Annotated in this window: 22 protein-coding genes; 14 read left to right on the forward strand and 8 right to left on the reverse strand. The window is 54.2% G+C overall.

The window, feature by feature from the left end:
• The first annotated feature begins 413 nt into the window (after window positions 1-413).
• Window positions 414-1,121, forward strand: a complete 708-nt coding sequence (locus tag ACOTZP_RS12165; RefSeq protein WP_045620979.1) for a FadR/GntR family transcriptional regulator — start codon at window positions 414-416, stop codon at window positions 1,119-1,121.
• A complete protein-coding gene (mdtD, locus tag ACOTZP_RS12170; RefSeq protein WP_023305119.1) occupies window positions 1,118-2,551 on the forward strand; it encodes a multidrug transporter subunit MdtD in 1,434 nt (477 codons plus the stop codon). The genes ACOTZP_RS12165 and mdtD overlap by 4 nt, the downstream gene beginning before the upstream one ends.
• Here mdtD and rbsR read toward each other — a convergent pair.
• The 7 genes from rbsR to kup all read right to left on the reverse strand — a co-directional run bounded on the left by rbsR (window position 2,517) and on the right by kup (window position 10,902).
• Window positions 2,517-3,509 carry a ribose operon transcriptional repressor RbsR gene (gene rbsR, locus ACOTZP_RS12175; RefSeq protein ID WP_074143179.1) on the reverse strand — a complete coding sequence of 331 codons (993 nt, stop codon included), beginning with the start codon at window positions 3,507-3,509 and terminating at the stop codon, window positions 2,517-2,519. The two genes, mdtD and rbsR, sit on opposite strands and share 35 nt — an antisense overlap.
• A 3-nt stretch (window positions 3,510-3,512) precedes the next feature.
• Window positions 3,513-4,442 carry a ribokinase gene (gene rbsK / locus ACOTZP_RS12180; protein WP_022649865.1) on the reverse strand — a complete coding sequence of 310 codons (930 nt, stop codon included), beginning with the start codon at window positions 4,440-4,442 and terminating at the stop codon, window positions 3,513-3,515.
• A 108-nt stretch (window positions 4,443-4,550) separates the two neighbouring features.
• Complete coding sequence (gene rbsB / locus ACOTZP_RS12185; protein ID WP_271075112.1) at window positions 4,551-5,441, reverse strand: ribose ABC transporter substrate-binding protein RbsB; 891 nt, start codon at window positions 5,439-5,441, stop codon at window positions 4,551-4,553.
• A 27-nt stretch (window positions 5,442-5,468) separates the two neighbouring features.
• Window positions 5,469-6,434, reverse strand: a complete 966-nt coding sequence (gene rbsC / locus ACOTZP_RS12190) for a ribose ABC transporter permease (RefSeq protein WP_022649866.1) — start codon at window positions 6,432-6,434, stop codon at window positions 5,469-5,471.
• Window positions 6,435-6,438: 4 nt separating this feature from the next.
• Window positions 6,439-7,944 carry a ribose ABC transporter ATP-binding protein RbsA gene (gene rbsA / locus ACOTZP_RS12195; protein WP_022649867.1) on the reverse strand — a complete coding sequence of 502 codons (1,506 nt, stop codon included), beginning with the start codon at window positions 7,942-7,944 and terminating at the stop codon, window positions 6,439-6,441.
• A gap of 7 nt (window positions 7,945-7,951) precedes the next feature.
• Window positions 7,952-8,371 carry a D-ribose pyranase gene (gene rbsD / locus ACOTZP_RS12200; protein ID WP_003862392.1) on the reverse strand — a complete coding sequence of 140 codons (420 nt, stop codon included), beginning with the start codon at window positions 8,369-8,371 and terminating at the stop codon, window positions 7,952-7,954.
• 662 nt (window positions 8,372-9,033) lie between these two features.
• Window positions 9,034-10,902 carry a low affinity potassium transporter Kup gene (gene kup, locus ACOTZP_RS12205; protein ID WP_006808744.1) on the reverse strand — a complete coding sequence of 623 codons (1,869 nt, stop codon included), beginning with the start codon at window positions 10,900-10,902 and terminating at the stop codon, window positions 9,034-9,036.
• 222 nt (window positions 10,903-11,124) lie between these two features.
• Between kup and ravA the strand changes: the two genes are divergently transcribed.
• Entirely contained in the window at window positions 11,125-12,621 is a 1,497-nt protein-coding gene (gene ravA, locus ACOTZP_RS12210) for an ATPase RavA (RefSeq protein ID WP_271075360.1), read from the forward strand.
• Complete coding sequence (viaA, locus tag ACOTZP_RS12215; protein ID WP_022649870.1) at window positions 12,615-14,066, forward strand: ATPase RavA stimulator ViaA; 1,452 nt, start codon at window positions 12,615-12,617, stop codon at window positions 14,064-14,066. The genes ravA and viaA overlap by 7 nt, the downstream gene beginning before the upstream one ends.
• On the opposite strand, the gene asnA is transcribed toward viaA, so the two are convergent.
• Window positions 14,067-15,059 (reverse strand): aspartate--ammonia ligase, encoded by a 993-nt coding sequence (gene asnA / locus ACOTZP_RS12220; protein WP_003862385.1) that lies wholly within the window; start codon window positions 15,057-15,059, stop codon window positions 14,067-14,069.
• Window positions 15,060-15,210: 151 nt separating this feature from the next.
• Between asnA and asnC the strand changes: the two genes are divergently transcribed.
• From asnC to atpA, 10 genes are all read left to right on the forward strand, one after another.
• The gene (asnC, locus tag ACOTZP_RS12225) at window positions 15,211-15,669 is read left to right on the forward strand and encodes a transcriptional regulator AsnC (protein ID WP_003862383.1); all 459 of its coding nucleotides are present in this window, start codon (window positions 15,211-15,213) and stop codon (window positions 15,667-15,669) included.
• Between the two features lie 90 nt (window positions 15,670-15,759).
• Complete coding sequence (gene mioC / locus ACOTZP_RS12230; RefSeq protein WP_032626719.1) at window positions 15,760-16,209, forward strand: FMN-binding protein MioC; 450 nt, start codon at window positions 15,760-15,762, stop codon at window positions 16,207-16,209.
• A gap of 374 nt (window positions 16,210-16,583) precedes the next feature.
• Window positions 16,584-18,473 carry a tRNA uridine-5-carboxymethylaminomethyl(34) synthesis enzyme MnmG gene (gene mnmG / locus ACOTZP_RS12235; RefSeq protein WP_421633722.1) on the forward strand — a complete coding sequence of 630 codons (1,890 nt, stop codon included), beginning with the start codon at window positions 16,584-16,586 and terminating at the stop codon, window positions 18,471-18,473.
• Window positions 18,474-18,578: 105 nt separating this feature from the next.
• Window positions 18,579-19,202, forward strand: a complete 624-nt coding sequence (gene rsmG / locus ACOTZP_RS12240; RefSeq protein WP_022649872.1) for a 16S rRNA (guanine(527)-N(7))-methyltransferase RsmG — start codon at window positions 18,579-18,581, stop codon at window positions 19,200-19,202.
• Between the two features lie 616 nt (window positions 19,203-19,818).
• Complete coding sequence (gene atpI / locus ACOTZP_RS12245; protein WP_003862375.1) at window positions 19,819-20,199, forward strand: F0F1 ATP synthase subunit I; 381 nt, start codon at window positions 19,819-19,821, stop codon at window positions 20,197-20,199.
• A gap of 8 nt (window positions 20,200-20,207) precedes the next feature.
• Window positions 20,208-21,023, forward strand: coding sequence for a F0F1 ATP synthase subunit A (gene atpB / locus ACOTZP_RS12250; protein ID WP_022649873.1), 816 nt, complete (start codon window positions 20,208-20,210; stop codon window positions 21,021-21,023).
• A gap of 49 nt (window positions 21,024-21,072) precedes the next feature.
• A complete protein-coding gene (atpE, locus tag ACOTZP_RS12255; RefSeq protein WP_000429386.1) occupies window positions 21,073-21,312 on the forward strand; it encodes a F0F1 ATP synthase subunit C in 240 nt (79 codons plus the stop codon).
• A gap of 48 nt (window positions 21,313-21,360) precedes the next feature.
• The gene (atpF, locus tag ACOTZP_RS12260) at window positions 21,361-21,831 is read left to right on the forward strand and encodes a F0F1 ATP synthase subunit B (protein WP_003862370.1); all 471 of its coding nucleotides are present in this window, start codon (window positions 21,361-21,363) and stop codon (window positions 21,829-21,831) included.
• A 14-nt stretch (window positions 21,832-21,845) separates the two neighbouring features.
• Window positions 21,846-22,379 carry a F0F1 ATP synthase subunit delta gene (gene atpH / locus ACOTZP_RS12265; RefSeq protein ID WP_003862369.1) on the forward strand — a complete coding sequence of 178 codons (534 nt, stop codon included), beginning with the start codon at window positions 21,846-21,848 and terminating at the stop codon, window positions 22,377-22,379.
• Window positions 22,380-22,391: 12 nt separating this feature from the next.
• The gene (atpA, locus tag ACOTZP_RS12270) at window positions 22,392-23,933 is read left to right on the forward strand and encodes a F0F1 ATP synthase subunit alpha (RefSeq protein ID WP_006808751.1); all 1,542 of its coding nucleotides are present in this window, start codon (window positions 22,392-22,394) and stop codon (window positions 23,931-23,933) included.
• The last annotated feature ends 16 nt before the right edge of the window (window positions 23,934-23,949 follow it).

Raw genomic sequence — 23,949 nt, forward strand, 5'->3', positions numbered from 1 at the left:
GTGTTCACTCGTTGAGACTTGGTATTCATTTTTCGTCCGAGGACGTTAAGAATCCATGTCACTTTGAGTGCCCACACAGATTGTCTGATAAATTGTTAAAGAGCAGTGCCGCTTCGTTTTCGCTGCGGCGCGGGGTGTGCATATTACGCTTTCCCGCTTCAGAGTCAAGCGTTTGTTTTGCTTTTCTCTGCTGACCCGGCGGCGTGTGTGCCGTTGTTCCGTGTCAGTGGAGGCGCATTATAGGGAGTTCTTCTGAAGTGACAAGAGGTAATTTAAAAAAAGTTTCTGACCGTGTTTTTTTTCACCAAAAGCGATGAGATCAAGCTACAAATTGTTCTAATTGGTGTATCTGCAACCACAATCACCCCTGAGATGGCATAATTAGCCGCATCAATATTTAAGGAATAAAAGCGATGCCATTAAGCGCTCAACAGCTGGCAGCTCAAAAAAACCTGTCCTATGTGCTGGCAGAAAAGCTGGCTCAGCTGATCTTAGCGGGTAAATATGCCCCAGGTAGCATCCTGCCCAGCGAGATGGAGCTGGGGGATCAGTTTGGTGTAAGCCGTACCGCCGTTCGCGAAGCGGTAAAAACATTAACGGCGAAAGGGATGGTGCTTCCACGCCCGCGCATTGGCACCCGCGTTATGCCTCAGGGGAACTGGAACTTTCTCGATCAGGAGTTACTCACCTGGTGGATGACCGAAGATAACTTTAATCAGGTCGTCGATCACTTTCTGGTCATGCGCAGCAGTCTTGAGCCTCAGGCCTGTCTGCTTGCCGCCACGCTCGGCACAGCAGAGCAAAAAGCGCAGCTCAATACTTTTATGGAAGAGATGGTGGATCTGAAAAAGCACTTTAACCGCGAGCGCTGGATAGAGGTCGATATGGCCTGGCATGAACATATCTATAATATGAGCGGAAATCCTTTCCTGACCTCCTTTGCTTCTTTATTCCATTCGGTGTACCACACTTACTTTGCCTCTATCACACAGGATGAGGTGGTGAAGCTGGATCTGCATCAGGCGATAGTCGATGCCATTCAGGAAAGCGACGGGCAGCGAGCCCTGAGTGAGTGCCAGGCGTTGCTGGCGGCGCCAACCCACCAGCAGGTAAATAAATGACAGAGAAAAAAGCACGCAGTATGGCCGGATTGCCGTGGATTGCAGCCATGGCGTTCTTTATGCAGGCACTGGATGCCACTATCCTCAATACCGCCCTTCCCGCAATAGCCCAAAGCCTTAACCGCTCCCCACTGGCGATGCAATCCGCCATCATCAGTTATACCCTGACGGTGGCGATGCTCATTCCGGTCAGCGGCTGGCTGGCCGATCGTTTCGGCACGCGCAAAGTGTTTATGCTGGCGGTGACGCTGTTCACCCTCGGTTCTCTGGCTTGCGCCCTTTCTACCTCTCTGACGGAACTGGTTATCTTCCGCGTTCTACAGGGGATAGGCGGCGCGATGATGATGCCCGTCGCGCGTCTGGCGTTATTGCGCGCCTATCCGCGCAGCGAACTGCTCCCGGTGCTCAACTTTGTGACTATGCCGGGGCTGGTCGGCCCGATACTTGGCCCGGTTCTCGGCGGCGTACTGGTGACCTGGGCAAGCTGGCACTGGATCTTCCTGATTAATATTCCGATTGGTGTGGCAGGGCTAATCTATGCCCGCAAATATATGCCGAACTTCACCACACCACGACGCAGCTTCGATATGGGCGGCTTCTTCCTGTTTGGCCTGAGCCTGGTCCTGTTCTCCAGCGGGATGGAGCTGTTTGGCGAGAAAATCGTAGCGACGTGGCTGGCGCTGGCCATCATTCTTAGCGGTATTCTGCTGTTCCTTCTATATATCCGTCATGCACGTCGCCATCCGACACCGCTTATCTCTTTATCTCTGTTTAACACCCGAACGTTTTCCGTCGGGATCGCGGGCAATATTGCCTCGCGTCTGGGCACGGGCTGCGTACCGTTCCTGATGCCGCTGATGCTCCAGGTCGGTTTCGGCTATCCGGCCCTGATTGCTGGCTGCATGATGGCCCCCACAGCGATGGGCTCAATTCTGGCAAAATCGACGGTCACGCAGGTGCTGCGCTGGTTTGGCTATCGTAAGACGCTGGTTGGCGTGACGATCTTTATTGGATTGATGATTGCGCAGTTCTCCCTGCAATCTGCGGCGTTACCCATCTGGATGCTGATCCTGCCGCTGTTTGTGCTGGGTATGGCCATGTCGACGCAGTTTACGTCGATGAACACCATCACCCTTGGGGACCTCACCGACGAGAATGCCAGCAGCGGCAACAGCGTACTGGCGGTCACTCAACAGCTGTCGATCAGCCTCGGGGTTGCCGTGAGCGCGGCGGTACTGCGGTTTTATGAAGGGTTTGACGGTACAAATACCGTTGAGCAGTTCCACTATACCTTTATCACCATGGGCGCGCTTACCGTGGTATCGGCGGTGGTCTTTATGTTGTTAAAACCAAAAGACGGCCGGAACCTGATTAAAGAGCGTCACAAAGAGAAGGCTAAACCGAACCGCGTTCCATCAGAACAGGAGTAAGCTGCAAACGTTGCTGTTGCAGCGTGGGCTGGGCCATACGGTGGATCAACACATCAATGGCCAGCTCACCCAGTTCATCTTTCGGCTGATGGATGGTAGTTAGCGGCGGCGTCATGTAGCGCGCCAGTTCGATATCATCGTAACCGACGATCGCCATGTCGTCCGGAACACGTAATCCCGCCTGATACAGCGCCTGATAAGCTCCGAATGCCATCGCATCGTTACCGATAAACACCGCCTGCGGGCGCGACTCTTGCGCCAGCAGTTTCTGCATTGCTTCAAATCCACCGTTAAATTCGAAATCGCCGGTGATGCGATAGCCATCAGGAATGGCAAGCCCCGCCCGTTCCATGGCCGAAAGATAGCCTTCCAGACGCAAGCGCGCCGGGGTTTTATCCAGCGGGCCGGTAATACAGGCGATGCGGGTATGGCCTTTATCTATCAGATGCTGGGTCGCCATATCGCCACCCAGCAGCGAGTTATCCTGGATCAGATCGCTGGTGCCATCGAACGGCGCCCAGTCCATCATGACCGTAGGAATAGAAGGGTAGCGCTGAATGATCTCTTTCGAGGGTTGATGCGTTTCGGTACAGAGCAGCAGCAGCCCGTCGACGCGTTTTTGCATCAGCGTCTCCAGGTTTCGGTTCATGCGCTGCTCATCGCCTTCGGTATTGCACAGCACCAGGCTGTAGCCGCGCTCGAAGCAGCTGCGCTCCACGCCGCGCACCAGTTCAGAATAAAAAGGGTTGGTACTGGCGGTGATCAGCATGCCGATGGTGCGCGTCTGGTTAAGCTTCAGGCTGCGGGCCAGCGCAGACGGCGCATAGTTGAGTTCTTTAATTGCAGCGTCAACTTTCTCCCGAATCGCCTCGCTGACGAAGCGATCCTTATTGATAACGTGGGAAACAGTCGAGGTAGAAACGCCCGCCATACGGGCGACATCTTTCATTGTGGCCAAGCGTTACCCCTGCTGACTTAAGAATTCATCAATCTCTTTACGCCATGGAACAGAAGGCTGAGCGCCTTTACGCGTCACCGCAATCGCAGCGGCGGCATGCGCGAAGCGGATCGCGTCATCCATTGCTTTTCCTTCCAGCAGCGCCGTTACCAGCGCACCGTTGAAGGTGTCTCCTGCGGCGATGGTATCAATGGCTTTGACCTTAAAGCCCGGCACGCGACGGCCTTCGCCATTGACGCTTGCCCACACCCCACGGCTGCCGAGGGTGATGATCACGGTGCCGATGCCTTTATCATGCAGCGCAAGCGCGGCACGCGCGGCATCGTCATCATTTTCGACACGGATACCCGTCAGCTTTTCCGCTTCGGTTTCGTTCGGGGTGATGATATCCACCAGCGCCAGCAGCTCGTCTGATAATACACGGGCAGGCGCCGGGTTAAGTACGACAGACGTATGATTTTCATGCGCAATTTTCGCAGCGGCCAGCACGCTTTCAACCGGTGACTCCAGCTGCATCAGCAGGGCTTCCGCTCCGGCGATGATCCCACGCTGCGCTTCGACGCGTTCAGTCGTTAACGCGGCATTAGCCCCCGCATGAATACCGATGACATTCTCACCTTCCGCATTGACGAAAATCAGCGCCACGCCGGTAGATTCCCCTGCAACCACGCTGACGGGTGCGATGTCGATTTTGTCGCTTGCCAGCTGTTTGCGTACGCGCTCGCCGGTATCGTCATCACCCGTACAGGCGATAAACGCGATATTTGCCCCGCTGCGTCCGGCGGCAACTGCCTGGTTTGCACCCTTACCGCCGAACGCGACCTGATACTGATTGCCGGTGACGGTTTCGCCCGGAGTGGGGAACGTTTCAAGGTTAAGAATGTGATCGGCATTGATACTGCCAAGGACGACGAGGTTGCCTGCGGTTTTCATGTATTGAGGTGTCCATCTGAGAGCGCCACCGGTATTACCCGGTGGCGTATGCCACACTTTTCTTTTATTTGGTGTCCCTCAGGCAGCCAGCGACTGCCTGAATCGCCTTTACTGCTTAATGACCAGTTTCAGGTCAACAGGATATTTGGCCTGAACTTTTTCGCCCTTCAGCACTTTATCGGCAGTTTGCACGCCAGTCGAGCCAATCTGCTCAGGCAGCTGAGCGATGGTCGCAGCCAGTTTGCCATCATTTACTGCTTTTTCACCATCCGGCGTGCCGTCAAATCCGACAACCATCACATCTGATTTACCCGCAGTCTGGAGCGCACGCAGCGCACCGAGCGCCATTTCGTCGTTCTGTGCGAATACCGCCTGCACATCAGGATGCGCGGTTAGCAGGTTCTGCATGACGTTCAGGCCCTTTGTACGGTCGAAGTCTGCCGGCTGGCTCGCCAGCACGTTGAATTTGTGCGCCGCTACAGCCTGCTGGAAGCCTTCACCACGTTCACGGGCTGCGGAAGTCCCGGCGATACCCTGCAACTCGATCACTTTCGCGCCTTCACCTGCTTTCTTCGCGATGTAGTCACCGGCGATTTTACCGCCCAGTACGTTATCAGACGCAATGTGGCTGACCACATCCCCTTTCGTTGCCTGACGGTCAAGGGTGATGACCGGGATCTTCGCCTGGTTTGCCATCTTCACGGCGTTACCGACCGCGTCGGAATCGGTTGGGTTGATCAGCAGGATTTTGGTACCACGAACGGTTAAGTCCTGAACGTTAGCCAGCTCTTTCGCCGGGTTGTTCTGAGAATCCAGCACCACCAGGTTGTAACCCAGTTTGTCTGCTTCTTTCTGCGCGCCATCCTTCAGGGAGACGAAGAACGGGTTGTTCAGGGTAGAGACAACCAGCGCGATGGTGTCCTTCGCCATGGCGTTAGCACTTACGGTTGCGCTCAGCGCGACAGCAGAAACCAGGGTAGCCAGTTTTTTCATGTTCATATCTAAGATGTCCTGTAGTGTCGTCAGTTACTGTTTTTTGTTGTCTACCAGTACCGCCAGCAAAATCACCACTGCCTTAACGATCATCTGGTAATAGGAGGAAACACCTAACAAATTCAAGCCATTATTCAGGAAACCGAGGATCAGTGCGCCGATCAATGTCCCAACAATGCGACCTTTACCGCCCGCAAGGCTCGTACCACCCAGAACCACTGCCGCGATGGCATCCAGCTCATAGCCCGTACCCGCCGTTGGCTGCGCGGAAGAGAGGCGCGCCACTTCGATGATGCCCGCCAGAGATGCCAGCAGACCGCACAGGGAGTAAACGATAATTTTAACTTTGTTGACGCTAATACCGGACAGACGCGTTGCCGATTCGTTACCGCCCAGCGCATAAATATAACGACCCAGACGGGTATGGTGCAGCATGTACCACGCCGCCAGGAAGACGATAGCCATGATCCAGACTGGCGTCGGAATACCCAGCGGGCGTCCGATACCAAACCAGCCAAACAGATCGGCGTTTTCGGTAAAGCCGGTATTCACCGGGCTACCGTTGGTGTACACCATGGTGACGCCGCGCAGCAGCAGCATCATCACCAGCGTGGCAATAAACGCCTGTACGCGGCCTTTTGCCACAATCACGCCGGTTACCGCGCCAATTGCCGCACCTGCCGCCAGCGCAGCAGCAACGGCCACCAGCGCGTTGACCTCAATACCGACAATCGACGCGGCAATCGCACCGGTGAGCGCCAGCAGGGAACCGACGGACAGATCGATACCCGAGGTCAAAATCACCAGCGTCATCCCCACCGCCATAATGGCGTTGACGGAGGTCTGCTGAAGAATATTGAACAGGTTATTAACGGTAAAAAAGTTCGGGCTCATGGTCGAGACAATCGCGATCAGCACCAGCAGGGCAATCAGCGATTTTTGTTCCATCAGCCATGCCTTTGTGAAATAGCGGCGACCAGAAACAGCCTGGGTAGTCATCTTCTTACTCCTGATTCACGCGATTAAGCTTGCCCACAGCGGCAGCCATCAGAACTTCCTGGGTGGCCTGCTCGCGAGTGAATTCACCGCCGAGATGCCCTTCATGCATGACGATAATGCGATCGCTCATGCCTAATACTTCTGGCATCTCGGAAGAGACCAGAATGATGCTCAGACCGTCGGCCTTGAATTGGTTAATCAGCTGATAGATCTCTTTTTTCGCGCCCACGTCAACGCCGCGAGTTGGCTCATCGAGGATCAGTACTTTCGGGCGCGTCATCAACCCGCGGGCAATCGCCACTTTCTGCTGATTACCGCCGGACAACAGGCCAATCGCCTGCTCCATCGATGGGGTTTTAACGTTAAAGAGACGGATAAAATCGCTGACCGCCTGCTGCTCATCTTTGTGTTTCAGGCTGCCGCCGCTGCGGCTGAAATAGCGTAGCGCGGTCAGGGACATGTTCTCTTTTACCGACATGCCCAGCACTAAGCCGTCACGCTTACGGTCTTCGGAGATATAGACAATGCCGTTCGCCAGGCCATCCTGCGGCGAGCGGGTCACTACCTCATGGCCGTCAAGGGTAACGTAGCCGCTGGTGCGCGGCAGTGCGCCATAGAGCACTTTCATCAGTTCGGTACGTCCCGCGCCCATCAGGCCCGCGACGCCAAGGATCTCGCCCTTGCGCAGGGTAAAGGAGACGTCATCCACGCCCGGCCCGCAGAGGTTATCCACCTTCAGGCGGATCTCTCCTGGCGCTTTGTCCAGACGCGGATACTGGTCTTCGAGCTTACGTCCCACCATCATTTCAATCAGCGAATCTTCGGTCAGCGTGGCCACTTCACGCTCGGCAATGAACTGCCCGTCGCGGAAGACGGTGACGTCGTCGCAGATCTCGAAAATTTCTTTCATGCGGTGAGAGATATAGACAATGCCGCGCCCCTGGGATTTCAACTCACGGATCACGCGGAACAGGGATTCGGTTTCGGTATCGGTCAGGGCGTCGGTCGGTTCATCCATAATGATGACCTTCGACTCGAAGCTCAGCACCTTCGCGATCTCCACCATCTGCTGATCGCCGATGGAAAGGTCGCCCACCAGTCGGTCGCTCTTAAAGCGCAGATTCAGCTTCGCCAGCAGTTTGTCCGCTTCGGCATACATGGTTTTCCAGTCGATTTTGCCAAACCGGTTCACGAACTCACGGCCGAGGAAGATGTTCTCCGCAATGGTGAGCTGCGGGATCAGGTTCAGCTCCTGGTGGATGATGCCAATGCCCGCTTCCTGAGAGGATTTCGGGCCGTTGAAGGTGGTCTCTTTACCCAGCCACAGCAGCGAACCGGCATCGCGTTGATAGATCCCGGTCAGCACTTTCATCATGGTGGATTTGCCCGCGCCGTTTTCGCCCACCAGCGCCATTACGCGCCCGGAATAGACGTTCAGCGCCGCGCCAGAGAGGGCTTTAACGCCCGGGAACGACTTATCGATCCCTTTGAGTTGCAGTAATGCGTCCATGATGGCCTCAGAAGGTGACGCCAGCACAGAGAATGATATTCGCATACGGGGAACACTCCCCGCTGCGAATCACCGCCTGACTGTCTGCGGTTTGTTGTTTGAACTGCTCGTGCGTTGTGTAACGAATTTCTATGGTGTTTCCCTGGTGCTGTTGCAGTTGCTCAATGTGGCTGAGCAACGTTTCGTGGAGTTGCGGATTATGTTGTTTGATTTCCGCCGCGAGAATGGCCGCCTCAACCTGCATCTCCGCCGTCACGACTTCCAGTACCTGCATGAACGAGGGTACGCCCTGCGTTAACGCCATATCGATACGGGTTGTGCTGCGCGGAACCGGTAAGCCTGCATCGCAAACCACCAGCGTATCGGTATGCCCAAGACGGGAAATTACCGATGATATTTCTGAGTTGAGTACTGTGCCTTTCTTCATTTTTTGCTCCACTAGCGAAACGTTTCGCTAAAAACAGTGTAGCCGCAGAAGTGTTCAGAAAACCATCATGACGTAACGGATTTGTGATCGGCGTCGAAACGTTTCGCTAAGTGAAATGCAAAGGAGGTAAATGCAAAACGGTAACCGTCAGGTTACCGTTTTTTATGGTTGCGCCCTCTCCCTGTGGGCTGAGGGTTCCCCACAAATTAATGCGAGCACTGAGCAATCCCCTCGCCCCTCCGGGGAGAGGGTTAGGGTGAGGGGAACATACGGCGGTGGTGGTCATTCCGTTCACTTTATGTTCCTTGCTACTCTGTAACGACTTGACCGGTGAACGTGCCAGGGTGGCTCAGTCGCCACCACCCTGGCGACCCGGGCTCCCGGCGGTAAATCGCCGCTTCGCGGTGACCTCGGCTTATTCCTTCCGGCTTATCGGGTACGGGCGGAGGCAACGTCCCTGTAAAGCCGCCCTCTCGGCGCATCCCTGCGCCTCGCCCCGGCCTGCAGGAAACGCCTCAGCGATTTACAGCCGGACCAGGGCATCGCTGACAGCCCTCAGTCATTTAGAATGCAACTTTATTGCTTCTGCATAAAAAAATTATTGGGGATCCCTCAGCCCTGTGGGAGAGGGGCAGGGTGAGGGCATCAGGCCGCACTGAGAATTAAATCTCGACCTGCGTCCCCAGCTCAATCACGCGATTGGGCGGGATCTCAAACTGGTCAGGCGCACGCAGGGCGTTACGTTGCAGGATGAGATACAGCTTGCCGCGCAGGCGCAGATACCATGGGCGCTTGCCGATGATCAGCGACTCGTGGGACATAAAGAACGATGTCTCCATCATGCGGCAACTCAACCCTTCCAGACCGCAGCGGTGGAATACCTCTTCCACATTCGGCGTTTCGCGCCAGCCGTAGCTTGCCACCACGCGCCAGAAGGTTGGCGACAGCTGCTCAATCTGTACGCGTCGCACATTGTGAACATACGGCGCATCTTCAGTACGCAGCGTCAGCAGGATCACGCGCTCGTGCAGCACTTTGTTGTGCTTAAGGTTATGCATCAGCGCAAACGGGATCACGTTCAGCGCACGAGACATATACACCGCCGTGCCCGGCACGCGCACCGGCGGGGATTTCTCCAGCGAGGCAATCATCGCCTCCAGAGAATTACCGTGCTCATGCATACGACGCAGCAGGCGGAAACGTTCGCTCTTCCACGTCGTCATCACGATGAACATCACCAGACCCAGCGTCAGCGGCAGCCAGCCACCGGAGACAATCTTATCGAGGTTCGCAGAGAACAGCGGTACGTCGATGCAGAGGAAGCCAACCAGGATCAGCCCCACGAGGAACTTATTCCAGTGCCAGTTACGGTACGCCACGGTGGTGGAGAGAATAGAGGTCAACACCATCGTTCCGGTTACCGCGATACCGTACGCCGCCGCCAGGTTACTGGAGTGCTCGAAGCTGACGATAACAATCACCACCGCGAAATAGAGCAGCCAGTTGACGAACGGAATGTAGATCTGGCCTGACTCCATCTCAGAGGTATGGATAATGCGCATCGGCGAGAGATACCCCAGACGCACGGCCTGACGCGTCAGGGAGAAGACGCCGGAAATGACAGCCTGAGAGGCAATGACCGTCGCCAGCGTCGCCAGGATCAGCATCGGAACCAGCGCCCAGTCCGGCGCCAGCAGGAAGAACGGGTTTTTAATCGCTTCAGGATGGGCAAGCAGCAGCGCGCCCTGGCCGAAGTAATTCAGCACCAGTGAAGGCAGAACAACGCTAAACCAGGCGACGCGAATTGGGAGTTTCCCGAAGTGGCCCATATCTGCATACAGCGCTTCAACACCGGTAATGGAAAGCACTACCGCGCCCAGCGCCACAAACGACACCACTTTATATTCCAGGAAGAAATGCACCGCCCACATTGGGTTCAGCGCATGCAGGACATCCGGGTTGGCGATAATACTGCGTAAGCCCAGCGCCGCCAGGATCAGGAACCAGGCCAGCATAATAGGCGCGAACAGCTTACCCACCAGCCCGGTACCGTGTTTTTGTATAGCAAACAGCAACGTCAGCACGATAATAGCGAGTGGCACCACCCACGTATCAAGCTGAGGCGCGACAATCTCCAGCCCCTCTATGGCCGACATCACCGAAATCGCTGGCGTAATCACGACTTCCCCATAGAAGAAGCTGCCGCCAATCAGGCCAATGATGACCAGCACGGAGGTCATTCTTGCAGACGTATTGCGCCCAGCAAGGGACATCAGGGTCAGAATACCGCCCTCGCCCGCGTTATCAGCCCGCATAACGAAAGAGAGATACTTAAGGGAGACCACCAGGATCAGCAGCCAGAAGATGAGCGAGAGGAAACCAAATACGGCGTCACGCTCTACACCAAAACCAAACTGACCGGACAAACATTCACGAAGCGTATAAAGCGGGCTGGTGCCGATATCACCGTAGACAACCCCGATCGCTGCAAGCGTTACTGCGGGTAATGATTGCTTATTATCAGTGCTCATAGACTAGTCTTTTCGTTTGAATAACAAATGTGTGCTTAGTCCCTTGGCCCACAAAAAGCGCACAGTATGCACGATTCAATGCAAAATCGTACCCCTAAATGCAGCCGCATTAATGTAGCGCAAAGAAAATAGCGCCGCACTTCAGCCTATTACCAGGCCAGACCGAAACGTCTATACTCGCTTCAATTAGCCGCCACGACGGCGAAAGGATGCAAAACTATTATGGCTCACTCACATTTATTAGCAGAAAGAATTTCCCGCCTCAGCAGTGCGCTGGAGAAAGGCCTATACGAGCGTAGCCACGCCATTCGCCTCTGTTTACTTGCGGCGCTGAGCGGGGAAAGCGTGTTTCTGCTGGGTCCGCCGGGCATTGCCAAAAGTCTGATCGCACGCCGCCTCAAATTCGCTTTCCAGAACGCTCGCGCATTCGAGTATTTGATGACGCGCTTCTCCACGCCGGAAGAAGTTTTCGGCCCGCTCTCCATTCAGGCGTTAAAAGATGAGGGACGCTATGAACGTCTGACGGCGGGCTATCTCCCGGAAGCGGAAATCGTCTTTCTTGATGAGATCTGGAAAGCCGGCCCGGCCATTCTGAATACCCTGCTGACGGCAATCAACGAACGCCGCTTCCGCAACGGCGCGAGCGAAGAGAAGATCCCCATGCGGTTGCTGGTGGCCGCGTCTAACGAACTTCCCGAAGCCGACAGCAGCCTGGAAGCGCTGTATGACCGCATGCTGATCCGCCTGTGGCTGGATAAAGTCCAGGACAAATCGAACTTCCGCTCAATGCTGGTAAGCCAGCAGGACGAAAACGAAAATCCGGTGGCACCATCATTACAGGTCACGGACGAAGAGTATGACCAGTGGCAGGAAGAGATAGGCAAAATTAAGCTGCCCGATGCCGTCTTTGAGCTGATCTTCATGCTGCGCCAGCAGCTTGATTTATTGCCCTCCGCGCCGTACGTCTCCGACCGTCGCTGGAAAAAAGCCATTCGTCTGCTTCAGGCAAGCGCCCTGTTCAGTGGCCGCGATGCTGTCGCCCCCATCGATCTGATCCTGCTGAAAGACTGTCTGTGGCACGACGCAGAAGGGATGAATCTGATGCAGCAGCAGCTGGACGTTTTGATGACCGGGCACGCGTGGGGTCAGCAATCCATGCTTAATCAACTGGGGGCGATTGCCCAACGTCGTCTTCAGCTTCAGCAGCAGCAAAGTGACAAAACCGCGCTGAAGGTGAACCGTCTTGGCGGGATGTTTGCCCGTAAACCGCACTATGAACTGCCAGCCGAGCTGACTGACGCCTCGCTCACGCTTCTTCTTCAGCAGCCGCTAAAGCTTCATGATATGCAGGTGGTGCACGTGACGATCGAACGCGTTGCGCTGGTTCAGTGGCTGGATAAGGGCGGCGAGATCCGCGGTAAACTCAACGGTATCGGCTTTGCACAGCCGCTGTCGATGGAAGTCGACAGCAGCCAGCACCTTGTGATCCGCGACGTCAGCCTTCAGGGATCGCGCCTGGCGCTGCCGGGCACGGCCTCTGACAGTCTTCCGGAGGAGATCAAACAGCAGCTCGAAGCGCTGGATAACGAATGGCATCAGCAGCACACGCGCTTCAGCGAGCAGCAGAAATGCCTCTTTATCCATAGCGACTGGTTAGGTCTCATTGAAGCCAGCTTGCAGGATGTCAGCGCGCAGATTAAACAGGCGCGTCAATGCTAACGCTGGACACGCTTAACGTCATGCTGGCGGTTAGCGAGGAAGGGTTGATCGAAGAGGTCGTCATTACCCTGCTCGCTTCACCGCAGCTGGCGGCCTTCTTTGAAAAATTTCCGAAGCTCAGAAAAGCAATGACGGACGATCTTCCCCGCTGGCGCGATAACCTGCGCCAGCGGTTTAAGGAGACGGAAGTCCCGCCGGAACTGACAGAGGAAGTGGCTGGTTACCAGCAGTGCCAGCGGCTTTCAACGCCGCAGTTTATTGCCCAGCTACAGCAAACCCTGACGCTGCTAGATAACGTTCACTCCCCGTTTGCCAGCCAGGCCAGAGCGCTGGTCACGGACAACCCCAGCTTTACTCCCGCCCTGCATACGCTGTTTTTACAGCGCTGGCGGCTCAGTCTTGTCGTTCAGGCCACCTCTCTCAACCAGCAGTTGCTGGACGAAGAGCGCGAACAGCTGTTAAGCGAAGTTCAGGAGCGGATGACGTTAAGCGGCCAGCTAGAACAGGTGCTGGTGGAGAATGAAAACGCCGCCGGTCGACTCTGGGATATGAGTGCCGGTCAGTTAAAACGTGGCGATTATCAGTTGATCGTGAAGTACGGCGACTTTCTGGCACAACAGCCGGAGCTGATGAAGCTTGCAGAACAGCTTGGTCGTTCCCGGGAGGCCAGGTCAATTCCAAAGAAAGATGCGCCGATGGAAACCTTCCGTACGCTGGTACGCGAGCCCTCCACCGTACCGGAGCAGGTGGACGGCTTACAGCAAAGCGATGATATCCTGCGCCTGTTGCCTACGGAACTCAGCACGCTGGGAATGACCGAACTGGAGTATGAGTTTTATCGTCGGCTGGTGGAAAAACAGCTTCTTACCTATCGGTTGCATGGCGAAGCCTGGCGCGAAAAAATCAGCCAGCGCCCGGTGGTGCATCAGGACTTTGATGAGCAACCGCGCGGTCCATTCATTGTTTGCGTAGATACGTCCGGATCGATGGGGGGATTTAACGAGCAGTGTGCAAAAGCGTTCTGCCTGGCTCTGATGCGCGTGGCGCTCGCCGATCGTCGTCGCTGCTACATCATGTTATTTTCCAGCGAAGTGGTGGGGTATGAACTGACCAGCCCACAGGGGCTGGAGCAGGCGATCCGCTTTTTAAGCCAGCGCTTTCGCGGCGGCACCGATCTGGCCAGCTGTTTTCGCAGCATCATTGAGCGCATGCAGGGCGGAGACTGGTACGACGCGGATGCGGTGGTGATTTCCGATTTTATTGCCCAGCGGCTGCCGGACGACGTCGTGAATAAAGTGAAGGAGATGCAGCGCGTGCACCAGCACCGTTTCCATGCCGTGGCGATGTCTGCACATGGAAAACCCGGCATCATGCGCATCTTCGATCACATCTGGCGCTTTGATACCGGGTTGCGTAGCCGCCTGCTCAGACGCTGGCGACGTTAATTAAAGAAGAGAACCGACGCTCTCACGTACCTGCTGCGGCCAGACCCCACACTGTACCTGACCGATATGGGACAGTTGCAACAGCAGCATGGTCAGACGAGACTGGCCAATACCACCGCCGATGGTCTGCGGCATTTCACCGCGCAGCAGCGCCTGGTGCCACTCCAGTTGCAGACGATCTTCATCACCGGTCACGGCCAGCTGACGCTTCAGTGCTTCAGCATCCACGCGGATCCCCATCGAAGAGAGTTCAAACGCATCTTCCAGAACCGGGTTCCAGACCAGGATATCGCCGTTCAGACCGGCATATTCGCTCTCGCCCACGGTGCTCCAGTCATCGTAATCCGGCGCACGGACGTCGTGACGTTTACCATCAGACAATTTCCCGCCAATGCCGATCAGGAATACCGCGCCCAGCTCTTTGGCGATCGCGCGTTCACGGCCTTTGGCATCCAGATCCGGGAAACGGCTCAGCAACTCCTGACTGTGAACAAAGTGGATCGTTTCCGGCAGGAACGGTGCCAGACCAAACTCTTTGCTCACGGCCGCTTCGGTCGCTTTGATCCCGGCGTAGATCGCCTCAACGGTAGATTTCAGCGTACCGACGTGACGCTCGCCGTCACCCATTACGCGCTCCCAGTCCCACTGGTCAACATAGACAGAGTGAATGGGGGAGAGGCGGTCTTCATCGGGGCGAAGGGCTTTCATATGCGTGTAAAGCCCTTCGCCCGCGCTGAAGTCGTGTTGTCCCAGGGTTTGACGCTTCCACTTCGCCAGGGAATGAACCACTTCGAACTGGGCGTCTGGCAGTGTTTTCACTTTTACCTGTACCGCTTTTTCGCAACCAGACAAGTTATCCTGCGTCCCGTCACCCACGCGGCTCAGAATCGGCGCCTGCACTTCAATAAGGCCAAGCTTCTCTTCCAGCTGGCGAGAAAAATGGGATTTAACGAAACTGATCTGGCGTTGTTTTGCGATGTAAGCGGTTTTCATTATTTATACTCCTGCGTCCTGTTGATACTGATTAAGCAACAGAACAGGCGCTTAATTCAATAACCCATCAACAAAAAGCCACCTTCACTTTTGATTCGTTAAAATAAGACGCTAGAATAGAAGGAATCATTAATCTTCATAAGAAAAACCTATGGAAAATTATCAGATCGACAATCTGGACCGCGGCATTCTGGAAGCGCTCATGGCCAACGCACGCACCGCGTATGCCGAACTGGCGAAACAATTTGGCGTCAGCCCGGGGACCATTCACGTTCGCGTAGAGAAAATGAAGCAGGCCGGGATCATCACCGGCGCACGCATTGATGTCAGCCCGAAGCAACTCGGCTACGACGTCTGCTGCTTCATTGGCATTATTCTGAAAAGCGCCAAAGATTACCCCTCCGCGCTGGAGAAGCTGAACGCGCTGGATGAAGTCACTGAGGCGTACTACACCACCGGGCACTACAGCATCTTTATAAAGGTCATGTGCCGATCCATCGACGCCCTCCAGCAGGTACTTATCAACAAGATCCAAACAATCGATGAAATTCAGTCCACCGAAACCCTGATCTCCCTGCAAAACCCGATCATGCGTACTATCCGCCCGTGATCGGGCAATTTCATTCCCACATTTTCCACAGGTAGATCCCAGCTCGTTCACAGCGTACAATGGCCGCCTCTTTATCTGAGCGAGCGATCAATGGCGGACATTACTCTTATCAGCGGCAGCACCCTGGGCGGTGCGGAATATGTAGCGGAACATCTGGCTGAGAAGCTGGAAGACGCGGGCTTTTCTACACAAACGCTGCACGGACCGCTGCTGGAAGATCTCCCGACTGACGGGGTCTGGCTGCTGATCACCTCCACGCACGGCGCGGGCGATCTGCCAGATAACCTGCAACCTTTATATGACGAACTGCTGGAACAACAGCCCGATCTGGCAAACGTCCGGTTTGGCGCTGTGGGGATCGGCAGCCGTGAATATGACACTTTCTGTGGCGCCATAGAGAAAGTAGAAGCTGCGGTGACCGCCTGCGGAGCAAAACAGCTGGGTGAAACGCTGAAGATCAACATCCTCGATCATGATATTCCCGAAGATCCAGCCGAGATCTGGCTCGCGGAATGGAAAAATTTACTCAAAAACGATTAAAGATCGTGCGATCAGATGTGGATAACTCTGGTTAAAAGCTCGTATTAACCCGTAGTTATCCAAAGAACAACGTTAGTTTAGTTTTTGACCTGTGTATAAAGTGGCGATCTGATCCCAGCTTATACGGTCCAGGATCACCGATCATTCACAGCAAACGATCCTTCCTAACTGCATGATCTTATTTATGGGATCGGACTTATCCACAAAGGTCTGCGATTCTAATAAGAGATCACAATAGAACAGATCTCTAAATAAAAAGATCTTCTTTTTAATAGCCCAGGATCCCAATGCTTTCTCGAAAGACTAAAGTTGAGTAGAATCCACGGCCCGGGCTTCAATCCATTTTCATACCGCTTTACGCGAGGCAGACCACCATGTTTTATCAGGATCCTTTTGACGTCATCATCATTGGCGGGGGTCACGCAGGCACTGAGGCCGCAATGGCCGCAGCGCGAATGGGTCAGCAGACCCTGCTTTTGACACACAATATCGACACGCTGGGACAAATGTCCTGTAATCCGGCGATTGGCGGCATTGGGAAAGGACACCTGGTAAAAGAAGTGGATGCACTTGGCGGCCTGATGGCGAAAGCGATCGATCATGCGGGCATCCAGTTTAGGATACTAAACGCGAGTAAAGGTCCGGCTGTTCGCGCCACCCGTGCACAGGCAGACCGCGTGCTTTACCGTCAGGCTGTGCGCACCGCGCTGGAAAACCAACCGAACCTGATGATCTTCCAGCAGGCTGTAGAAGATCTTATCGTGGAAAACGATCGTGTTGTTGGCGCCGTGACCCAGATGGGTCTCAAGTTCCGCGCAAAAGCGGTGGTGCTGACGGTCGGGACATTCCTGGACGGTAAAATCCATATTGGTCTGGACAACTACAGCGGTGGCCGTGCGGGCGATCCGCCGTCGATTCCGCTGTCTCGTCGTCTGCGTGAGCTGCCGCTGCGCGTAAGCCGCCTGAAAACCGGCACGCCGCCGCGTATTGATGCGCGTACCATTGATTTCAGCGTTCTGGCACAGCAGCACGGTGATAACCCGATGCCGGTGTTCTCGTTCATGGGCAATGCGGCGCAACATCCGCAGCAGGTGCCGTGCTACATCACGCACACCAATGAAAAAACCCATGACGTGATCCGCAGCAACCTCGATCGCAGCCCAATGTACGCCGGCGTGATCGAAGGGATCGGCCCACGTTATTGCCCGTCGATCGAAGATAAAGTGATGCGCTTTGCCGATCGTAACCAGCATCAGATCTTCCTCGAACCTGAAGGGCTGACCTCGAACGAAATTTACCCGAACGGCATCTCCACCAGCCTGCCGTTCGATGTGCAGATGCAGATTGTGCGTTCAATGCAGGGGATGGAAAACGCGAAGATCGTTCGTCCTGGCTACGCTATTGAGTACGATTTCTTCGATCCGCGTGACCTGAAGCCGACGCTGGAAAGCAAATTCATCCAGGGTCTGTTCTTCGCAGGCCAGATTAACGGCACCACCGGGTACGAAGAAGCTGCCGCACAAGGGCTGCTGGCCGGTCTGAACGCCGCTCGCTTCTCTGCCGAGAAAGAGGGCTGGGCACCAGCGCGTTCTCAGGCTTACCTGGGTGTTCTGGTCGACGATCTCTGCACGCTGGGGACCAAAGAACCGTACCGCATGTTTACTTCTCGTGCGGAATATCGCCTGATGCTGCGCGAAGACAATGCCGATCTGCGTCTGACCGAGGTGGGCCGCGAATTGGGTCTGGTGGATGACGAACGCTGGGCGCGCTTCAACGAGAAGCTAGAGCGTATCGAACAGGAACGTCAGCGCCTGAAAACCACCTGGGTGAATCCGCAGGCGGAAACTGCTGCTGAAGTGAACGCTCACTTAACTGCGCCGCTTTCGCGCGAAGCCAGTGGTGAAGATCTGTTGCGCCGTCCTGAAGTCACCTACGAGAATCTGGTCAAACTGACCGCGTTCGCACCGGGCCTTGAAGACGCTGAAGCGGCTGAACAGGTCGAGATTCAGGTGAAATACGAAGGTTACATCGCGCGTCAGCAGGATGAGATCGAAAAACAGCAGCGCAACGAAAATACGCCACTGCCGGAAATGCTGGACTATCGTCAGGTGACGGGGCTTTCCAACGAAGTGATCGCTAAGCTGAACGATCACAAACCTGTGTCGATTGGCCAGGCCTCACGTATCTCCGGTGTCACACCTGCCGCGATTTCGATTCTGCTGGTGTGGCTGAAAAAGCAGGGTATGCTGCGCCGCAGCGCGTAATTAACATTGCTTTTGGCGGGTGGCTTCGCTTACCCGCCCTACTTAATCGTAGGCCCGGTAAGCGGCAGTGCCACCGGGCGAAAAATCTCTTAACAGGTATCCACCGTGCTCAATAAACTCTCTCGTCTGCTGGAACAGGCAGGTATTTCGCTCACCGATCACCAGAAAAATCAGCTGGTGGCCTATGTCGATATGCTGAACAAATGGAATAAAGCGTACAACCTCACCTCCGTACGCGATCCCAACGAGATGCTGATTCGCCATATTCTCGATAGCATCGTTGTGGCGCCGTATCTTACCGGTGAACGTTTTATCGACGTGGGCACCGGTCCGGGCTTGCCGGGCGTTCCGTTGTCTATTGTTCGACCGGAGAGTCATTTCACGCTGTTGGACAGTCTGGGTAAGCGCGTACGCTTTTTACGACAGGTTCAGCATGAGCTGAAGCTGGAAAACATCACGCCCGTGCAGAGCAGGGTAGAGGAGTTCCCGGCAGAGCCACCGTTTGACGGCGTTATCAGCCGCGCGTTTGCCTCACTCAATGACATGGTGAGCTGGTGCAAACACCTGCCGGCGGATAAGGGCCGTTTTTATGCGCTGAAAGGGCAACTTCCGGGGGACGAAATAGAGCAGCTTCCGGACGGTTTTGCAGTGGAATCCATTGAAAAACTCCAGATCCCTCAGCTCGAAGGTGAGCGTCATCTGGTGATAATTAAGCCAAACACATTTTAAAAAATTAATAAAAAATGTGGAATTTGTGCTGTTCTGATGGTGTTAAAAAGCAGCACATCCAGTCTGATTTGGCCGTAGTTAATTTAACCTTGTTGTCACCATGGATTTTCTTATGGTTAACCTGAAGTGATTCGTTCACCCTGAAGATAGTCAACCATGAAAATATCAGCCTGCTAAAAGTGGGTAAAGGCAACAAGAATGAAATGTTAAATATTTATTAAGAATGTCAATAAAAGGTTTTTGTTGTATACGGCTCTGTTTTAAAAATAGTTGCGATTTTTTTGCTTTAATTTCAATCGGATGAAATAAATCGTTTTACGTCTTTGATAAATACCACTTTATCGCAAATGTGTATTTTGTGATCTCGTGCACGCTTTATCACCAACGTTTCCGCGCTGTTTGCAGTTTTGCCTGAAGGTTGGCACTGAGTTCAAAAGTTGAAAAATAGGACTGGGGAAAAATATTTAAACATTTATTCACCTTTTCGCTACTTAATGTTTGAAATCACGGGTACGCACCGTATAATTTGACCGCTTTTTGATGCTTGACTCTGAGCCTTAAAGGACGTTTTATACGACACGCGGCATACCTCGAAGGGAGCAGGAGTAAAAACGTGATGTCTGTGTCGCTCTTGAGTAGAAACGTTGCTCGTAAGCTTCTGTTCATTCAGTTTCTGGCTGTGATAGCAAGTGGACTGCTGTTTAGCCTCAAAGACCCCTTCTGGGGCATCTCCGCCGCGTGCGGAGGTTTGGCGGTGGTTCTGCCAAACGTGTTGTTTATGATTTTTGCCTGGCGTCATCAGGCGCATACACCCGCCAAAGGCCGCGTGGCCTGGTCCTTCGCTCTCGGCGAAGTGTGTAAGGTGTTGCTGACCTTTGCTCTACTGGTGATGGCGCTGGCGGTTTTGAAAGTGGTATTCATGCCGCTGATAGCAACGTGGGTTTTGGTGCTGGTGGTACAAGTTCTGGCTCCAGCTGTAATCAATAACAAAGGGTAAAAGGCATCATGGCTTCAGAAAATATGACGCCGCAGGATTACATAGGTCACCATCTGAATAACCTTCAGCTGGACCTGCGTACATTCTCGCTGGTGGATCCACATAACCCCCCGGCCACCTTCTGGACGATCAACATCGACTCCATGTTCTTCTCGGTGGTTTTGGGTCTTCTGTTCCTGGCCATGTTCCGCGGTGTTGCTAAACGAGCGACCAGCGGTGTTCCAGGGAAATTCCAGACGTTCATCGAGATGATCATCGGCTTCGTCCATGGCAGCGTCAAAGACATGTACCATGGTAAGAGCAAGCTGATTGCTCCGCTGGCCCTGACCGTGTTCGTTTGGGTCTTCCTGATGAACCTGATGGACCTTCTGCCTATCGATTTCCTGCCGTGGATCGGCGAGCATGTCTTCGGTCTGCCTGCACTGCGCGTGGTTCCGTCTGCCGACGTGAACATCACCCTGTCGATGGCGCTGGGCGTATTTATCCTGATTCTTTTCTACAGCATCAAAATGAAAGGCGTAAGCGGCTTTGTGAAAGAGCTTACCTTGCAGCCGTTCAACCACTGGGCGTTTATTCCGGTCAACCTGATCCTGGAAGGCGTTAGCCTGCTGTCCAAACCTGTTTCACTGGGTCTGCGACTGTTCGGCAACATGTATGCGGGTGAGCTGATTTTCATTCTGATCGCGGGTCTTCTGCCGTGGTGGTCACAGTGGATTCTGAATGTGCCATGGGCCATTTTCCACATCCTGATCATTACGCTGCAAGCCTTTATCTTCATGGTTCTGACGATCGTCTATCTGTCGATGGCGTCTGAAGAGCACTGATTTTTTACCAACACTACTACGTTTTAATTGAAACAAACTGGAGACTGTCATGGAAAACCTGAATATGGATCTGCTGTACATGGCTGCCGCTGTGATGATGGGTCTGGCGGCTATCGGTGCTGCGATCGGTATCGGCATCCTCGGGGGCAAATTCCTGGAAGGCGCAGCGCGTCAACCTGATCTGATTCCTCTGCTGCGTACTCAGTTCTTTATCGTTATGGGTCTGGTGGATGCAATCCCAATGATCGCTGTAGGTCTGGGTCTGTACGTGATGTTTGCTGTCGCGTAGTAGTTGTTTTAAAACCCCAAGCCACAGAAATTTAAGAGGTATTGTGCTGTGAACATGAACGCAACAATCCTCGGCCAGGCCATCGCGTTTATTCTCTTTGTCTGGTTCTGCATGAAGTATGTATGGCCGCCTTTAATGGCTGCCATCGAAAAACGTCAGAAAGAAATTGCTGACGGTCTGGCTTCCGCAGAACGCGCTAAGAAAGATTTGGACCTTGCACAGGCCAACGCGACAGACCAGCTGAAAAAAGCGAAAGCTGAAGCTCAGGTAATCATTGAACAGGCTAACAAACGCCGTTCTCAGATCCTGGACGAAGCCAAAGCTGAAGCAGAACAGGAACGTACTAAGATCGTGACACAGGCTCAGGCTGAAATTGAAGCTGAGCGTAAACGTGCTCGTGAAGAACTGCGTAAGCAGGTTGCGATTCTGGCTGTTGCTGGCGCCGAGAAGATCATCGAACGTTCCGTGGATGAAGCTGCTAACAGCGACATCGTGGACAAACTTGTCGCTGAACTGTAAGGAGGGAGGGGCTGATGTCTGAATTTGTTACGGTAGCTCGCCCCTACGCCAAAGCAGCTTTTGACTTTGCTGTCGAACACCAAAATGTCGATCGCTGGCAGAATATGCTGGCGTTTGCCGCTGAGGTGACGAAAAACGAACAAATGGCCGAGTTGCTTTCTGGTGCGTTAGCGCCTGAAACCCTCGCCGCGTCGTTTATCGCCGTGTGCGGAGAGCAACTGGATGCCAACGGCCAGAACCTGATTAAGGTGATGGCGGAAAATGGTCGTCTCCGTGTGCTCCCGGATGTTCTCGAGCAGTTTGAGCACTTACGTGCCCTTAGTGAAGCTACCGCTGAAGTTGAAGTAACTTCCGCGACTGAACTGAGTGATGAACAGCTTGCGAAAATCACCGCCGCGATGGAAAAACGTCTGTCACGCAAAGTTAAGCTGAATTGCAAAATCGATAAGTCTGTAATGGCAGGCGTAATCATCCGTTCGGGTGATATGGTCATTGATGGCAGCGTACGCGGCCGTCTTGAGCGCCTTGCAGACGTCTTGCAGTCTTAAGGGGACTGGAGCATGCAACTGAATTCCACCGAAATCAGCGAACTGATCAAGCAGCGCATTGCTCAGTTCAGTGTTGTGAGTGAAGCTCACAACGAAGGTACTATTGTTTCTGTAAGTGACGGTGTTATCCGCATCCACGGCCTGGCCGATTGTATGCAGGGTGAGATGATTTCCCTGCCGGGTAACCGTTACGCTATCGCACTGAACCTGGAGCGCGACTCCGTTGGTGCCGTTGTGATGGGTCCATACGCTGACCTTGCCGAAGGCATGAAGGTTAAGTGTACTGGCCGTATTCTGGAAGTGCCGGTTGGCCGTGGCCTGCTGGGTCGCGTTGTTAACACCCTGGGTGCGCCAATCGACGGTAAAGGTCCGGTTGAGCACGATGGCTTCTCTCCAATCGAAGTTATCGCACCAGGCGTTATCGACCGTCAGTCCGTTGATCAGCCAGTGCAGACGGGTTATAAGTCCGTTGATGCCATGATCCCAATCGGTCGTGGTCAGCGTGAACTGATCATCGGTGACCGTCAGACCGGTAAAACCGCGATGGCAATCGACGCCATCATCAACCAGCGTGATTCCGGCATCAAATGTGTGTACGTGGCTATCGGCCAGAAAGCGTCCACCATTTCCAACGTGGTTCGTAAACTGGAAGAGCACGGCGCACTGTCTAATACCATCGTTGTGGTAGCTACCGCGTCTGAATCTGCTGCACTGCAATACCTGGCACCATACGCTGGTTGCGCAATGGGCGAATACTTCCGTGACCGCGGTGAAGATGCGCTGATCGTATACGATGACCTGTCTAAACAGGCTGTTGCTTATCGTCAGGTTTCCCTGCTGCTCCGTCGTCCACCAGGACGTGAAGCATTCCCGGGCGACGTATTCTACCTCCACTCTCGTCTGCTGGAGCGTGCTTCCCGCGTTAACGCGGAATACGTCGAGAACTTCACCAAAGGTGAAGTGAAGGGTAAAACAGGTTCTCTGACCGCTCTGCCGATCATTGAAACCCAGGCGGGTGACGTTTCTGCGTTCGTTCCGACCAACGTAATCTCCATTACCGATGGTCAGATCTTCCTGGAAACCAACCTGTTTAACTCCGGTATTCGTCCGGCGGTTAACCCGGGTATCTCCGTATCCCGTGTGGGTGGTGCTGCTCAGACTAAGATCATCAAGAAACTGTCCGGTGGTATCCGTACCGCGCTGGCACAGTATCGTGAACTGGCTGCGTTCTCTCAGTTCGCATCCGATCTGGACGAAGCAACCCGTAAACAGCTGAGCCACGGTCAGAAAGTGACCGAGCTGCTGAAGCAGAAACAGTACGCGCCAATGTCTGTTGCTCAGCAGGGCCTGGTACTGTTCGCGGCTGAACGCGGTTACCTCGAAGATGTGGAACTGGCGAAAATCGGTAGCTTCGAAGCCGCTCTGCTGGCTTACGTCGACCGTGATCACGCTCCGCTGATGCAAGAGATCAACCAGACCGGTGGCTATAACGACGAAATCGAAGGCAAGCTGAAAGCTATCCTCGATTCCTTCAAAGCAACCCAATCCTGGTAATCGTCCGGCGGCTTGT

Source organism: Enterobacter cloacae complex sp. SYL001 (assembly GCF_049237025.1).
GTDB classification, from domain to species: Bacteria; Pseudomonadota; Gammaproteobacteria; order Enterobacterales; family Enterobacteriaceae; genus Enterobacter; species Enterobacter intestinihominis.

Excerpts from the sequence above, each read along its gene's own strand:
- ACOTZP_RS12165 (WP_045620979.1), top strand. The coding sequence starts at position 414 with ATGCCATTAAGCGCTCAACAGCTGGCAGCTCAAAAAAACCTGTCCTAT.
- mdtD (WP_023305119.1), top strand. The coding sequence starts at position 1,118 with ATGACAGAGAAAAAAGCACGCAGTATGGCCGGATTGCCGTGGATTGCA.
- rbsK (WP_022649865.1), bottom strand. The coding sequence starts at position 4,442 with ATGAAAACCGCAGGCAACCTCGTCGTCCTTGGCAGTATCAATGCCGAT.
- rbsB (WP_271075112.1), bottom strand. The coding sequence starts at position 5,441 with ATGAACATGAAAAAACTGGCTACCCTGGTTTCTGCTGTCGCGCTGAGC.
- rbsC (WP_022649866.1), bottom strand. The coding sequence starts at position 6,434 with ATGACTACCCAGGCTGTTTCTGGTCGCCGCTATTTCACAAAGGCATGG.
- rbsA (WP_022649867.1), bottom strand. The coding sequence starts at position 7,944 with ATGGACGCATTACTGCAACTCAAAGGGATCGATAAGTCGTTCCCGGGC.
- rbsD (WP_003862392.1), bottom strand. The coding sequence starts at position 8,371 with ATGAAGAAAGGCACAGTACTCAACTCAGAAATATCATCGGTAATTTCC.
- kup (WP_006808744.1), bottom strand. The coding sequence starts at position 10,902 with ATGAGCACTGATAATAAGCAATCATTACCCGCAGTAACGCTTGCAGCG.
- ravA (WP_271075360.1), top strand. The coding sequence starts at position 11,125 with ATGGCTCACTCACATTTATTAGCAGAAAGAATTTCCCGCCTCAGCAGT.
- viaA (WP_022649870.1), top strand. The coding sequence starts at position 12,615 with ATGCTAACGCTGGACACGCTTAACGTCATGCTGGCGGTTAGCGAGGAA.
- asnA (WP_003862385.1), bottom strand. The coding sequence starts at position 15,059 with ATGAAAACCGCTTACATCGCAAAACAACGCCAGATCAGTTTCGTTAAA.
- asnC (WP_003862383.1), top strand. The coding sequence starts at position 15,211 with ATGGAAAATTATCAGATCGACAATCTGGACCGCGGCATTCTGGAAGCG.
- mioC (WP_032626719.1), top strand. The coding sequence starts at position 15,760 with ATGGCGGACATTACTCTTATCAGCGGCAGCACCCTGGGCGGTGCGGAA.
- mnmG (WP_421633722.1), top strand. The coding sequence starts at position 16,584 with ATGTTTTATCAGGATCCTTTTGACGTCATCATCATTGGCGGGGGTCAC.
- atpI (WP_003862375.1), top strand. The coding sequence starts at position 19,819 with ATGTCTGTGTCGCTCTTGAGTAGAAACGTTGCTCGTAAGCTTCTGTTC.
- atpB (WP_022649873.1), top strand. The coding sequence starts at position 20,208 with ATGGCTTCAGAAAATATGACGCCGCAGGATTACATAGGTCACCATCTG.
- atpE (WP_000429386.1), top strand. The coding sequence starts at position 21,073 with ATGGAAAACCTGAATATGGATCTGCTGTACATGGCTGCCGCTGTGATG.
- atpH (WP_003862369.1), top strand. The coding sequence starts at position 21,846 with ATGTCTGAATTTGTTACGGTAGCTCGCCCCTACGCCAAAGCAGCTTTT.
- atpA (WP_006808751.1), top strand. The coding sequence starts at position 22,392 with ATGCAACTGAATTCCACCGAAATCAGCGAACTGATCAAGCAGCGCATT.